12 protein-coding genes are annotated in these 13,828 nt (G+C 66.3%); 9 read left to right on the top strand and 3 right to left on the bottom strand.

Annotation, left to right across the window (positions count from 1 at the left end):
- The first annotated feature begins 51 nt into the window (after positions 1-51).
- The 8 genes from ACCQ09_RS15320 (at position 52) to rplS (ending at position 6,554) form a co-directional block, all read left to right on the top strand.
- Positions 52-1,278: a hypothetical protein gene (locus ACCQ09_RS15320; RefSeq protein ID WP_228428444.1), complete on the top strand. Its 1,227-nt coding sequence runs from the start codon at positions 52-54 to the stop codon at positions 1,276-1,278.
- A gap of 258 nt (positions 1,279-1,536) precedes the next feature.
- On the top strand, positions 1,537-2,376 hold the full coding sequence (locus ACCQ09_RS15315; protein WP_011036393.1) for a DUF2314 domain-containing protein: 840 nt from the start codon (positions 1,537-1,539) through the stop codon (positions 2,374-2,376).
- Between the two features lies 1 nt (position 2,377).
- Complete coding sequence (locus ACCQ09_RS15310; protein ID WP_040941619.1) at positions 2,378-3,472, top strand: NAD(P)H-dependent flavin oxidoreductase; 1,095 nt, start codon at positions 2,378-2,380, stop codon at positions 3,470-3,472.
- Positions 3,463-4,260, top strand: a complete 798-nt coding sequence (locus ACCQ09_RS15305; protein ID WP_040942368.1) for an aminotransferase class IV family protein — start codon at positions 3,463-3,465, stop codon at positions 4,258-4,260. The genes ACCQ09_RS15310 and ACCQ09_RS15305 overlap by 10 nt, the downstream gene beginning before the upstream one ends.
- Before the next feature lie 108 nt (positions 4,261-4,368).
- The gene (gene rpsP, locus ACCQ09_RS15300; protein ID WP_011036396.1) at positions 4,369-4,629 is read left to right on the top strand and encodes a 30S ribosomal protein S16; all 261 of its coding nucleotides are present in this window, start codon (positions 4,369-4,371) and stop codon (positions 4,627-4,629) included.
- A gap of 43 nt (positions 4,630-4,672) precedes the next feature.
- Positions 4,673-5,185, top strand: a complete 513-nt coding sequence (rimM, locus tag ACCQ09_RS15295) for a ribosome maturation factor RimM (protein WP_012438936.1) — start codon at positions 4,673-4,675, stop codon at positions 5,183-5,185.
- A 58-nt stretch (positions 5,186-5,243) separates the two neighbouring features.
- Entirely contained in the window at positions 5,244-6,002 is a 759-nt protein-coding gene (gene trmD / locus ACCQ09_RS15290; RefSeq protein ID WP_012438935.1) for a tRNA (guanosine(37)-N1)-methyltransferase TrmD, read from the top strand.
- Positions 6,003-6,146: 144 nt separating this feature from the next.
- Positions 6,147-6,554 carry a 50S ribosomal protein L19 gene (rplS, locus tag ACCQ09_RS15285; protein WP_011036399.1) on the top strand — a complete coding sequence of 136 codons (408 nt, stop codon included), beginning with the start codon at positions 6,147-6,149 and terminating at the stop codon, positions 6,552-6,554.
- A 1,101-nt stretch (positions 6,555-7,655) separates the two neighbouring features.
- On the opposite strand, the gene ACCQ09_RS15280 is transcribed toward rplS, so the two are convergent.
- Positions 7,656-9,131: an MATE family efflux transporter gene (locus tag ACCQ09_RS15280; RefSeq protein ID WP_011036400.1), complete on the bottom strand. Its 1,476-nt coding sequence runs from the start codon at positions 9,129-9,131 to the stop codon at positions 7,656-7,658.
- A gap of 548 nt (positions 9,132-9,679) precedes the next feature.
- Here ACCQ09_RS15280 and ACCQ09_RS15275 point away from each other — a divergent pair.
- A complete protein-coding gene (locus tag ACCQ09_RS15275) occupies positions 9,680-10,087 on the top strand; it encodes an RNA-binding S4 domain-containing protein (RefSeq protein ID WP_040941618.1) in 408 nt (135 codons plus the stop codon).
- Between the two features lie 338 nt (positions 10,088-10,425).
- Here ACCQ09_RS15275 and katG read toward each other — a convergent pair whose 3' ends face one another.
- On the bottom strand, positions 10,426-12,672 hold the full coding sequence (katG, locus tag ACCQ09_RS15270) for a catalase/peroxidase HPI (RefSeq protein WP_040941617.1): 2,247 nt from the start codon (positions 12,670-12,672) through the stop codon (positions 10,426-10,428).
- A gap of 307 nt (positions 12,673-12,979) precedes the next feature.
- Positions 12,980-13,594 (bottom strand): DUF937 domain-containing protein, encoded by a 615-nt coding sequence (locus ACCQ09_RS15265; RefSeq protein WP_040941616.1) that lies wholly within the window; start codon positions 13,592-13,594, stop codon positions 12,980-12,982.
- Between the last annotated feature and the right edge of the window lie 234 nt (positions 13,595-13,828).

Genomic DNA, 13,828 nt, shown 5'->3' with positions numbered 1-13,828 from the left:
GAACTCGCGCTGGCGATCACGCTGGCGCTGCAGTCGACCACTGGCTGGACGGTGCTGCTGGCGGTGGTGGTGTATTGGGTGGTGGTCGTGGTGGTCGCCGGGCTGATCGATGAACGTGCCGAGGCGCGCGCAAACGTCGCTGGTGAACCGCCGGGTGCAGCTGCGGTGTCCGATACCCCGGCGAAGTCGAACTCGAACTCGAAGTCGAAGTCGACCATCCGCCTGGCGGCATTGCCGAACACGCCGCTGCGGCCCGCTGATCTGCGGCCTGGCCTGGACACGCCGCGTCAATGGCGGCGCCATATCATCGACGTCGCCGCCTACGAAGAAGAGCGTTACCCGCGGCAGGACGTCTGTACGACGGTCGATGTTTTCCTGCGGGCAGGCGATGCGCTGGTGCTCGCATTTCACCCCGCACCGAACGACGGCGACGCACCTGCGCAGTGGCGCTGCGATCTCTGGCGTCCCGCCGCCAACCATCCGCAGTGGGTGGACGTTTTCGCAACGCGGGAGGTGCGTGTGCCGGTCGGGCAAACCGGCGTGTACTCAGTCGGCATCGGTCAGGCGTATGGCCCTTCGCCGGGTGTGGTGAGTCTTTGGGTGTGCGTGCCGGAGCCGGACCGGCTTGCGCTGCCGTGGCGGCCCGCGCATGGCTCGCATCTGCGTTATGAACAGTGCGATGACGGCACGCCAAGAGTGCGTATCGAAGACGAAGCGCGTGTACTGCCGCATGCGCAATTGGAAACGACGACAGTGTCTGCGGCGCCAAGCAGGTCGGTGCTGTTATTCGGCAGCGCGCAGGATGCGTGGGACGTGACGGCAGCGTCGGATCCCGCCTCGTCATGGCGGGAAAAACATACGCATCTTCACCGTTATTTTTTCCAACTGAGCCAGGGCGATGTGCTGGCTCTGGAATGCGCCTGGGCCGCCGAATACTTCGACCAGCCGCTGCCCTTGCCCGACAATTGCACCGGGCGCACCCAGGGCGAGCTGCGTGTGTTCAAGCTCGTCCGTGGCCCGGATCTCGAGCATCTGTGGGCAAGTGCGACAACGCCTGCGTGCAGGCAGATCACATGTATCGCCGATGGCTTTTATTGCCTGGAAGTTCGTCTCTTCGGTCCGGAGGCGTGGCGCACGCGGCCCTCATCGGCATTTGTCGACATTCGCCTGTGGGGCGCGTTTGTGCAGCGTCCGCAGGCCGTGCGCGCGTTCGCATTGCGCGATGTGATGGTGGAAGACTGGTATCGGGATGTCCTGCCGTTGCCGTTGCAGTACTGATCGGTGTTGAGCGCCATGCCGCGTGGGCGCCGGTTCTGAATTTGGCGAGCGCACGCCAGGCGCAGGGACAATGGCCATGATGTCTCCCTGGCCGGGCCGCGCCACGATGGGTTCGTTTTCGCATGCCGATGCCTTCCAGCAGCGGTTTGGCTTATGCGCGCACGGATGCGGCATTGCGCTACATCTGTCGTGCACGCGTTGCCCTCGCTGCATGGCTGCAGTAGCGTGTTGCCTCTTTCTTGGCAGGAGCGCCAGCAGATGAGCGATACCCGGATGTATTTCGCAGACAACCAGGATGCCGCGTTGCAGGCGGGCTATGTCGCCGCGCGCCACACGTTCAAATTCTTCTGGCGTGAGTTGTCCTGGGAATACCGCCGCATCGTTCCGGGCCTGGATATGGCCGCAGTCAAACTGCCGTTCGCCACCGACAGCGCCGCGCAGGAAGTGCACGCTGCGCCAACGCATGAGCACATGTGGATCTCCGATGTGCACTTCGACGGCGAGCAGATCTCCGGCAGCCTGCTCAACGAACCGGAATGGATCGAAGCGCTCACAGCCGGCGACGCGGTGTCGGCGCCGTTCGCGGATCTGGAAGACTGGATGTACGTGGTCGACGGCAAGGTCTACGGCGGCCACACCATCGATGCCATGCGGCGTGGCATGGCGCCGGACGAGCGCGCCGAGCACGATGCCGCCTGGGGCCTGGATTTCGGTGAGCCCGGCGCGGTGCGGCTGGTGCCGGCACAGGCCGCGGCGCGCAAACCGGGCCTGTTCGACAAGATGTTCGGCGGCAAGGGCACGCCTGTTGCGCCGGGGATCGAAGATCCGCTGCAACAGGAGCATCCGATGAGCGAGAACATGGGCCCCAAGTTCGACGAAGGCCTTCGCGATCAGCCGGAGATGGTGCAACTGCGCGATGACGCAGGTTGGACGCTGTTGCAGCGCGATGCGCTTGCGGGCAATTACCAGCCAGTCGCCTTGCTGCTGCAGCATGGGGCCGACCCCACCTTGCGCACTCCGAGCGGCAAGACCGCGCTGGACCTGGCACGGCAGATGCAGTGGCCCAGGATCGTGCACTTGCTGGAAGGCGCGCACTGACATGGCCGCCGCGACCCTGGCGACAGACGGTCCCTATGCGCACGTAGCCGCGTTCTGTCAGCGCTTCGGGCTGCGCGTGCCGATCCTGCTCAGCCCGATGGCCGGCGCCTGCCCGGTGCCGTTGTCGGCTGCGGTGGCCGCGGCGGGCGGCATGGGCGCGATGGGCGCGGTGCTCTCGCAACCGCAGGACATCGTGGCCTGGGTGCAGGCCTTCCGGCAGGCCAGTGACGGGCCTGCGCAGATCAATCTGTGGATCCCCGATCCGGCGCCCGACCGCGACGCCGATGCCGAAGCGCGCATGCGTGCATTTCTGGAGCAGTGGGGCCCGGCGGTGGCGGCCGATGCCGGCGATGCCACCCCGGCCGGTTTCGATGCGCAGTTCGATGCATTGGTGGAGGCCCGCCCGGCAGTGGCCTCCTCGATCATGGGCGTGTTCCGGCCCGATCAGGTCAGCCGCCTGAAATCCGCCGGCATCGCCTGGTTCGCCTGCGCCACCACATTGGAGGAGGCACGCGCGGCGCAGGCTGCGGGCGCCGATGCGGTGGTTGCGCAGGGGGCGGAAGCCGGCGGTCACCGCGGCGCGTTCGATGCCAGCCAGGCCGAGCGCCAGATGACCGGGTTGTTCGCGTTGCTGCCTCGTCTGGTCGACCACCTGGAGATTCCGGTCATCGCCGCCGGCGGCATTGCCGATGCACGTGGAATTGCTGCGGCCCTCACCCTGGGCGCCAGCGCGGTGCAGATCGGCACCGGCTTGTTGCGCACGCCCGAAGCGGCGCTGCCCGGCGCCTGGGCCAACGCCCTGGCGGCCACAGAGCCGGAGCAGACCTGGCCAACACGTGCATTTTCCGGGCGCCTGGGGCGGTCGATCGCCACGGCTTACGTCCGCGCCGCCGCCGCAGTGGACGCGCCACCGCCGGCGCCCTACCCGATACAGCGCGCGCTGACGGCGGTGATGCGCCAGGCGGCCGCCCGCGAGAATCGCCTTGACGCCTTGCAGGCCTGGGCCGGGCAGTCCGCATGGATGGCGCCCGCGCAGCCGGCCGCCGACCTCGTCACGCAGTGGTGGGCCCAGGCACAGGCACGCGTGTGCCGGTGATCTTCTGCAACGGCGCGCCTGCTACCGCGGCCCAGCTCGGCGCCGCGGCGCTGGTCAACTACGGCCACTTCACCTCGTTGCAGGTGCGTGGCGGCGCCACCCAGGGCCTGGAGCTGCATCTGCAGCGGCTGCAGGAGGGCAGCCGTGCATTGTTCGGACAGGAACTCACTCCCGCGCAGGTGCGTGCGCAGCTACAGACGGCCCTGCAGGCCTCTGCCATGGCCGACGCCAGTGTGCGGATTACCGTGTTCGCGCAGGAGTACGACTTCCGCAACCCGCTGCGCGAGGTGGCGCTGGACGTGCTGATGGCGGTCTCGCCGCCGCTGGACATGCCCGACACCGGGCTGCGGGTGCAGGTGACCCCCTACGTCCGTGAGCAGCCTGAGCTCAAGCATGTCGGCACGTTCCCGCTGCTGCACCTGCGGCGGCTGGCAATCAACGCCGATCACGACGACGTGGTGCTGCAGGACCCGCAGGGCAGGGTGCTGGAAGGTGCGTTCTGGAATCTTGGCCTGTGGGAACGCGGCGGCGTGGTCTGGCCGCAGGGCCCGGCCTTGCTGGGCACCCGCCAACGGCTGCTGCAGGCCGGGCTGGAGGCGCTGGGAGTCAGCCAGATCCGTCGGCCAGTACCGCTGGACGAACTGGACCGGTTTGATGGGGCATTTGCCTGTAATGCGCGGGGGCAGCAGGCGATCGTGGCGATGGGGCCGGCCCGCTGGGGTCCGCATACCGCGCAACTGCCGCTCCTGGCCCAGGCCCTGCAGACCCAGCCCTGGCAAGCGATTTGAGCGATGACAGGCGCTGGCGGCCGGTGGGTTGGCTTCGCCGCCGGGCCCCGCTATAATCGCCGGCTTACCGCGCCACCCTGGCGACTGGGCAACTTAGGACTACACACCATGGTCAAGATTCGACTGACCCGCGGCGGCGCCAAGAAGCGTCCGTTCTACCACATCATCGTGACCGACGTGCGCAGCGCGCGCGACGGCCGCAACATCGAGCGTCTGGGTTACTACAACCCCGTTGCGCAGGGCGCCGAGCCGCGCGTCGTGCTGGACGTTGCACGCGTCGACCATTGGGTCGGCCAGGGCGCACAGCTGACCGACAAGGTGCGTAACCTGTATCGCGAAGCCTCCAAGTCCCAGGCCGCTGCGGCCTGATCTTGAGGGCCGGGCATCGCTGCCTGGCCCAGAGTCGACACAGATGAAGCCGACCGAGCGCCGCATCCTGTTAGGCAGGATTGTCGGCGCTTTTGGTGTCAAGGGCGAGCTCAAGCTCGAATCCTGGACCGAGCCGCGCAGTGCGATCTTCCGCTATCAGCCGTGGATCGTGCGCACGCCGTCGGGTCAGGAGTCGGTGCTCAGTGGGGTCCGTGGGCGCGATCAGGGCAAGAACCTGATTGCGGTGTTCCCCGACATCACCGACCGCGACACCGTCGAAGCCATGCACGGGACCGAGATCTATGTGGCCCGCAGTGCGCTGCCGCCGCCCAAGCCCGATGAGTATTACTGGGTGGATCTGGAAGGCTTGCAGGTGGAAACCGTGGAGGGCATCAAGCTCGGCGCGGTCTCGCATCTGTTCTCAACCGGGTCCAACGATGTGGTGGTGGTGCGCGGTGATCGCGAGCGGATGATCCCGTTTGTGTTGCCGGAGTACGTCAAGTCGGTGGATTTCGAGGCCAACCTGATCGTGGTCGACTGGGATCCGGATTTCTGATCGAAGCGGTGCTTCGGCTCCGCTCTTGCTCTCCCCATTCCCCGGTCCCGATTCCCCAGTGCGCATCGACGTCATCAGCCTGTTCCCCGAGTTCATCGCGCAATGCGCGGCGTTCGGCGTGGTCGGGCGGGCGCAGGAACGTGGGCTGCTCGAATTGCAGGGTTGGAATCCGCGCGACCATGCGCAGGGCAATTACCGCCGGGTGGACGACCGTCCCTTCGGTGGCGGCCCGGGCATGGTGATGTTGATCGAGCCGTTGCGGGCCTGCCTGGAAGCGGCGAAAGCCGCCGATGCGCGGCCGGCACCGGTGATCTACCTCAGCCCGCAAGGGCGTCCGCTGACCCAGCCACTGGCGCGCGAGCTGGCCCAGTTGCCGCGGATGGTGCTGCTGTGCGGGCGCTATGAAGGTGTCGACGAGCGCTTTCTCGACCAGGCCGTGGACATGGAAATCTCCATCGGCGACTACGTATTGTCCGGTGGCGAGCTCGGTGCGGCGGTACTGGTGGATGTGGTGACCCGGTTGCAGGACGGCGTGTTGAACGATGCCGAATCCGCAGCCCAGGACAGTTTCGAAGGCCCGCAGGGGCTGCTGGACTGCCCGCACTACAGCCATCCATCCAGCCATGCCTGGGGTGATGTGCCGGAGGTGCTGCGGTCGGGCAACCACGGTGCCATTGCGCGCTGGCGGCGGCAGCAATCGTTGGGCCGGACCTGGCTGCGTCGGCCGGAGTTGCTCGACGAGGCCACGTTGGACAAGCAGGATCGACGTCTGCTGGAAGAGTTCCGTCGCGAACTTGCCCCGGGCGACGAGAAATAAGGGCTCACCCCTAGCTCTAGCGAAACAGATAGGGGTATAATATGCGGCTTGCTGGCCAGCCTTGCGTCTGGCCCTGCCACGAACCTCGAGCAATCGCCGTGCGGCGACTGCCGGTCCAATATCACCAGACACGCGGTGCCCATCATGAGCAAACTCAACAAGACCATCCTGGCTGACTTCGAAGCCGCCCAGATCCAGCGCCAGCTGCCGGAGTTCAACCAGGGCGACACCGTCGTGGTGAACGTCAAGGTGAAAGAAGGCAACCGCGAGCGCGTGCAGGCCTATGAGGGTGTCGTGATCGGTACCAAGAATGCTGGCCTGAACTCCGCGTTCACCGTCCGCAAGATCTCGCACGGCTTCGGCGTCGAGCGCGTGTTCCAGACCCACAGCGCCATCATCGACTCGGTCGAAGTGAAGCGTCGCGGTAAGGTCCGCGCCGGCAAGCTTTACTACCTGCGTGGTCTGGAAGGCAAGGCTGCCCGCATCAAGGAAGACCTGGCTGCCGCTGCGCAGGCCAAGGCTGCTCGCCAGGCTGCTGCCAAGGCCGAGTAAGTCACATTGGCGGGCTTGTCCCGCCACTGCCAAACAGCCGCCTTTGGGCGGCTGTTTGCGTTTTGGCGTTTGGCTGCCTGCAAGGCGGTAAGCAATGCGATGGCAATGACTGGTGTGGCGTGCCGGTTTGTTGTCGAGTCGTGGCGAGGCTTTCGTACGTTAGGCAGTCCGGCGGGTTGGTTCGACATTGCAGCGCAACTGTCGATGCATTGATGCAGTGAGAGCACACGATGCATTTGCTGTCGGGCAGTAGCGATTTGCCGCAGGCGCTTGGCAGTGCAGCACGTGTGGTTGAACGCTGCAGCGCGCAGTTGGCAACGCATCGATGCAATCAGAGCACGCGACGCGTTTGCTGTCGGCTGGTAGCGATGCCGCAGCAGGGTTGGGCAGTGCAGCGAGTCTGGTTCAACAGTGCGGCTCAGCTGTCCTTGCGCTGATGCACACGCTCGTTTCGTGTCGAGTGGTAGCTATGCGTGTCGCACGCGCTGTGCAGTGGACGGGTAGTCCAACGTTGCAGCGCAACTGTCGTTGCATCGATGCAGTTAGGGCACGCGATGCGGTTTCTGTCGGACAGTAGCGATACTGGCGCAGACGCTGGTCGGTGCACTGCATGTGGTTCAACCCTGCAGCGCAGCTGTCGTTGCACCGATGCATTCAACACGCGCGACGTGTCACGCATTCTTCCCAGCGTGAGTCGCTCTGAGTCTTCGCCCTGCTGCGGGCGCAAGCTTGCGTAGTGCGTGACTGCGTCATTGGTGGCAGCGCACGCGTCGTGCGGTCGGCGCTAGTGTGCAGTGCTGCCAAGTCGTCTCGTCGCACACATGTGCAGACTGAGCAGGTGACCGAATGACAGGTGGCAGGATCCGCTGGCGTGATGCGCGCGTCGTCTTTCGGCATTTAGCCATCTTTTACGGAGCAGCGCCGTCCGTCATTTGCTGCGCCGGTGCCGGCTGTGTTGCCACGTGCGGCCATCGCGGTTTTTTTACGCACGTTGCCGTTGGCGTTTCATTGCGTCGGTCACGGCGGTACAGCACTTCGCGCATCGCATTGCATTGCTCGATCGGTCTGCAACGCATCGTAAGCAGCAACTTCGCTAAACGATCAGCGCGGCTGCGCTGCAGGCGGCTCGGTCAGTGGGGCGGGGTCGGCAATCGGGGCGGCCGGGTGGGCCGGCACTTCCGCTGCCGATGCCAGTTCGGAGGGATGCGCCGGTGTTGCCAGCATGCGGGCCTTGCGCCAGCCACCCCAGCGGTAGTACGCCAGCGACAGCAGCATCGAGCAGGCCGAGCTGATCGGAAAGCTCCACCACACCGCGTCCGCGCCCAGGTGCGGCAGCAGCAGGTTGGCCAGCGGCACGCGGACGCCCCACAGCGCGAACGCCAGGATCAGCAGTGGCGGGATCACCGCGCCGGTGGCACGCACTACGCCGGAAACCACGAAGGTCACGCCGAACAGCAGGAACGACCAGATCGAAATGTGATTGAGGTGGCGCGCGATCTCCAGCGCCGGGCTGTCGCTGGGCAGGAACAATGCCAGCGTCCAGCGGTCGAACAGGATCAGCGGTGCGATGAGCAGGCCGGTCATCAGGAAATTGGCGGCCACACCGGTGCGTGCGGTGGCATCCACGCGCGCCCACAGGCCGGCGCCGACATTCTGCGCGGCCATCGTCGAGCAGGCCGCGCCGAGCGCCATCGCCGGCATCTGCACGTAGTTCCACAGTTGCAGGGCTGCGCCATAGGCGGCAGCGGTATCGGTGCCGAAGCCGTTGACCAGCGTCAGCATCGCGATCATGGCCAGCGAGATCAGCACCATCTGCAATCCCATCGGCACGCCTTTGCCCACCAGCGCACGCAGGATGGCGGGATCGATGCGGAACAGCGCCAGGTCGCGCCGTCCCAGCCACAGCACGTGGCCACGGCTGCGCAGATACAGCAGCAGCCCCGCCAGCGCCACCGACTGCGCCAGCACCGTGGCCCAGGCCGCGCCGGCGATGCCTAGCTGCGGAAAGGGGCCAACGCCGAAGATCAGCAGCGGGTTGAACACGATGTCCAGCACCACCGAGAGCAGCAGGAAGCGAAACGGCGTGCGTGCATCGCCGGTGCCGCGCAGGGCCGCCGACAGGAACGCGAACAGGTAGATGGTGGGCATGGCCACGAAGATCACCCGCAGGTAATCCTCGGCCAGCGCCAGCGAGGCCGGTGGCGTGCCCATCGCGGCAAGCAGGTGTGGCGCCAGCCACCAGCCGGCGACGGCGATCAGTGCCGACAACCCGCCAAAGAACGTGGCGCTGGTGCCCATGACCTTGCGTGCCTGGGCGATGTCGCGCGCGCCCATGGCCTGGCCGATCAGGATGGTGGCGGCCATGCCGATGCCGAATACCGAGCCGATCAGAAAGAACATGATGCTGTTGGCGTTGGCCGCCGCAGTGAGCGCGGCTTCGCCGAGATAGCGGCCGATCCAGATCGCATTGATCGAGCCGTTGAGCGACTGGGCGATGTTGCCTGCCAGGATCGGCAACGCGAACAGCAGCAGGTTCTTGCCGATCGGTCCCTCGGTCAATACGGCGGATTTGGGCATCGCAGGCCAGCCATGTGCGGAAGCTGCGCACACTAGCATTGCGGGTGTGCGGCATGCATGCGCGGTAGCGGCGCTGCGTTGCGGTTCGGAGGAAATACGCGCTGAAAGTTGGTGTGGCTCCGGCTGAGCTGCGACGGCTGCGTGTGCTCACCGGGATCGGCGCAGTGCCTGCGGGCACGACGGTGACTACCGGAGTTTTTCTTGAAGGCTTGGCAGGGACGGTCCAGGATTGCTGATGCCTGTGCGCGGCGGCAGTTTGCGTAAAGGCACCAGGCGCGCCGCAGCGACTTTAATTGCGGGCTTCCGGTGCACTGGGTGCGTTGCGAGTACTGCGTGCGCGCGCCCGTAACGCCACATGCAGCCAGCACAACACCGAAGCGTTCAGGCACTGCCCCGTGCACGCCATTGCGCGCTGGCTGGCCTTGCTTGAGTTCCCTGGGCCCGGCCCAAATATCGGAAATCGCGGCAGATCGTTGCCTGTCCCCCGGCAGTTTCGAAAGGACGGAGCGCTGCGGCAGCCCCTCAACAGATACGACAAGCACAACGCGATGACTCTACAGGTGGAATCAGCGGTCACGGTCAGGCTGGATGTCTGGCTCTGGGCGGCGCGCTTTTTCAAGACGCGCAGCCTGGCCAAGCATGCCGTGGATACCGGCAAGGTGGATGTGGCCGGTCAGCGTCCTAAACCGTCGCGTGCAGTGCGCACCGGCGAGCAGCTGCGGATCGACCGCGGCGGCGAAATTTTCGAGATCACCGTGGCGGCCCTGAGCGAGGTGCGCGGCCCGGCGCCGGTGGCGCAGGCGCTCTACACGGAAACCGAGGCGTCGCGCGAAGCGCGCGCGCAGTGGCGGTTGCAACGTGCCGCCGAGCGCACCGGGTATCGCCCGCCCGATGGCAAGCCGGATAAACGCGCACGTCGCTTGATCACCGCGCTGGGTGATATCGACGCGTCGTAGCGTTGCGGTTGCGGTTGCGGATGTAGGGCCGGTGATCGTGCGGCGGAGTTGCATGAAGCGCGGCGCATCTCATGACTTGATCACTCGGCCGTACGACGCAGAGTCCTGGCGTCTAAACGCTCTATCGGCCGTACGACGCAACACCCACATAGCGTCAATGCCGCATGCGCCATGCTGCACGTAACGCCATATCGCGGCCACAGCACAATCGCGCGCAATGCCGCATACGCAAACGCCCCGGCGAACCGGGGCGTTTGCGTTACTGCAGTGACATCGCGTGTGGCAGCAATCGCGCTCGGCCATGACAGCGCGCGCAGCAAGCGCGTGCTGCGCTTCACTCAGGCCAGGTCGAAACGGTCCAGCTGCATCACCTTGGTCCACGCGGCCACGAAGTCCTGCACAAACTTCTCCTGTGCGTCTGCGCTGGCATAGACCTCGGCCACCGCGCGCAGGATCGAGTTGGAACCAAACACCAGATCCACGCGTGTGCCGGTCCACTTGTGCTCACCGGTGGCACGGTCGCGGCCTTCGTAGGTTTCCTTGGTCTCGGACGTGGCTTTCCACTCGGTGCGCATGTCGAGCAGGTTGGCGAAGAAGTCGTTGCTCAACACGCCCGGACGGGTGGTGAAGACGCCATTGTGCGACTGCCCGGTGTTGGCGCCGAGCACGCGCAGGCCGCCGACCAGCACGGTCATTTCCGGTGCGGTGAGGGTCAGCAACTGGGCCTTGTCGATCAGCAGCGCTTCGGCAGACACCGCGTAGCGGGCCTTGGCGTAGTTGCGGAAGCCATCGGCTACCGGCTCGAGCACTGCGAACGATTCCACGTCGGTCTGCGCTTGCGAGGCATCCATGCGGCCGGGGGCGAACGGCACGGTGACCGCGTGGCCGGCGGCGTGCGCGGCCTGTTCGACTGCGGCATTGCCGCCCAGCACGATCAGGTCGGCCAGCGAGATCTGCTTGCCACCGGACTGGCGTGCATTGAAGTCGGCCTGGATACGCTCCAGCGTGGCCAGCACCTGGGCCAGCTGCGCAGGCTCGTTGGAGGCCCAGTCCTTCTGCGGGGCCAGACGAATGCGCGCACCATTGGCACCGCCGCGCTTGTCCGAGCCACGGAAGCTGGACGCCGAGGCCCAGGCAGTGGCAACCAGTTGCGCAACGCTCAGGCCGGAGCTCAGCACGGTCTGCTTGAGCGCGGCAGCGTCCTGCGCATCGATCAGCGCATGGTTTAAGGCCGGGATCGGGTCCTGCCACAGCAATTCTTCGGCCGGCACATCCGCGCCGAGATAGCGCGCGCGCGGGCCCATGTCGCGGTGGGTGAGCTTGAACCAGGCGCGCGCGAAGGCATCGGCGAACTGGTCCGGGTTGGCGTGGAAGCGGCGCGAGATGGCCTCGTACGCCGGATCGATGCGCAGTGCCAGGTCGGTGGTGAGCATCGTTGGCAAACGCTTTTTGGAGGCGTCGTGCGCATCGGGAATGATGGCCTGGGCGTTCTTGGCCACCCACTGGTGCGCACCGGCCGGGCTCTTGCTCAGCTCCCACTCGAAGCCGAACAGGTGGTCGAAAAAGTCGTTGCTCCACTGCGCCGGGGTGGTGGTCCAGGTCACTTCCAGGCCGCTGGTGATGGTGTCGCCGCCCTTGCCGCTGCCGAAGCTGTTGTGCCAGCCCAGGCCCTGGCTTTCCAGGTCGCTGGCTTCCGGCTCGGCCGCCACGTGCGCCGCATCGGCAGCACCGTGGGTCTTGCCGAAGGTGTGGCCGCCGGCGATCAGCGCCACGGTCTCTTCGTCGTTCATGGCCATGCGGCCGAAGGTGTCGCGGATGTCCTTGGCCGCCAGCAGCGGGTCGGGATTGCCGTCCGGGCCTTCCGGGTTGACGTAGATCAGGCCCATCTGCACGGCAGCCAACGGGTTTTCCAGATCGCGGGTGTGCTGCACTTCGCTGTCGTCGTCCTTGACCAGCACGCCATGCGCCTGGTCCACGCCCGGCGAGCCGTGCGCGTAGCGGTCATCGCCACCCAGCCACTTGGTTTCGCGGCCCCAATACAGGTCCTGGTCCGGCTCCCAGGTGTCTTCGCGGCCGCCGGCAAAGCCGAAGGTCTTGAAGCCCATCGATTCGAGCGCGACGTTGCCGGTGAGGATCATCAGGTCGGCCCAGGAAATCGCCTGCCCGTACTTTTGCTTGATCGGCCACAGCAGGCGGCGTGCCTTGTCCAGGCTGACGTTGTCCGGCCAGCTGTTGAGTGGCGCGAAGCGCTGTTGCCCGCGGCCGCCGCCCCCGCGGCCGTCACCGGTGCGGTAGGTGCCGGCGCTGTGCCAGGCCATACGCACGAACAGCGGGCCGTAATGCCCGAAGTCGGCCGGCCACCAGTCCTGCGAATCGGTCATCAACGCGCGCAGCTCCTGCTTGAGCGCCTGCAGGTCCAGACGCTTGAAGGCCTCTGCGTAGTTAAAAGAAGCCGCCAGCGGATTGGAGCGGGTCGAGTGCTGGTTGAGCAGGTCCACACGCAGTTGCTTGGGCCACCAATCGGGATTGGTGGTGCCGGCGCCGACGACGCTGTGGTTGAAGGGGCACTTTGCTTCGGTAGTCATGGCATTTACCTGGGTGCGGCTGCACGTAGGGAGCTGCGTGCCGGAGGGCGCGCGCTGGTGGAAAGACTGCGGCGGTGGTGAAGCGAATCTGGGCGACGTTGGTGACGCGGGTGCGTCAGGGCGGGGCTGCGGCCGATGGGCGCTGTACGACGGCGGGTGTGGACGACAGCGGCTGCATTGGTGGCGGGCTCAACACGGGTGTGGGCACACGATATACAACGCCGATCATTAGTTGAATTCGAATTATCCAACCATATCGATAGCGTCACGCTATCGATAGGACGTGGGTGCCCAGGGGTCGGCGGCGTCAGCGCTTGCCGAACAGGCTGCCGCCCAGCTTCATCACATCGCCCAGGCCGAGCTGGCCGTCGCCATCCTGGTCCAGCACGCTGCCGAGCAGGCCGCCGACGCTGCTGTGGTTGCGTACATGGCTCTGTTCCTGCGCCAACGCGTTGCCCAGCTGGCTGGTGTCGGCCGTGCCGCCGCCCAGGAAGCGCTTGGCCAGATATGCCATCACGATGGGCGCCAGCAGCTGCAGCAGCTGGCTGGCCTTGCTGGGTTCCAGGCCGGTGGCTTGGCCCAGGCCCGCGGCAGCCTGTGGCGCCTTGTCGCCGAACAGGTGACCGACGATGCCGGCGCCATTGGCCTGCGCGCCGCTGGCCGAGCCGCCCAGCAGCGAGCCCAACAGGCTGCCGAGATCTGGTGCGGCGGTATGGTCGCGATGCAATGCGCTGGCCAGCACCTGCGTGCCGCCGGCCTGCTGGCTGTTGCGGCCCATCGCGCCCATCAGTAAGGGCAGAGCGGTCTGCACCGCCGATTGCGCCTGCTCCGGTGCGATGCCGAGGCGGCTGGCGAGCTGCTGCAGCTGCGGGCCCTGCAACTGCGCGGCAAGTTGCGAGGTGAGCGAGTCGGAAGTGGTCATCGGTGCCGAATCCTGGTGAGCAAGCGTTGCGGCAGGGTGCGCTTGTCTGGCGCGCAGGGCAATCCGGAGATGACGTGGGGGCGGGTAGGGCGGCGTGTATCGGGATGTCGATGCGAGTGCGCTGCGGGGGCGGTGGCAGCGCCTGGAGCGTGCAACGGCTGCGGATCAGTTGCGGTGCTTTAGTTGCAGCAGAGAGCTCCCGACTGCAGTGCCTAATCTGCGCGGCGGCTGGAA

It is taken from the genome of Xanthomonas sp. NCPPB 2586, assembly GCF_041475775.2.
GTDB classification, from domain to species: domain Bacteria; phylum Pseudomonadota; class Gammaproteobacteria; order Xanthomonadales; family Xanthomonadaceae; genus Xanthomonas; species Xanthomonas campestris.
The sequence above is the reverse complement of the archived record's forward strand: the minus strand, read 5'-3'. Positions and strand labels throughout refer to the sequence as shown.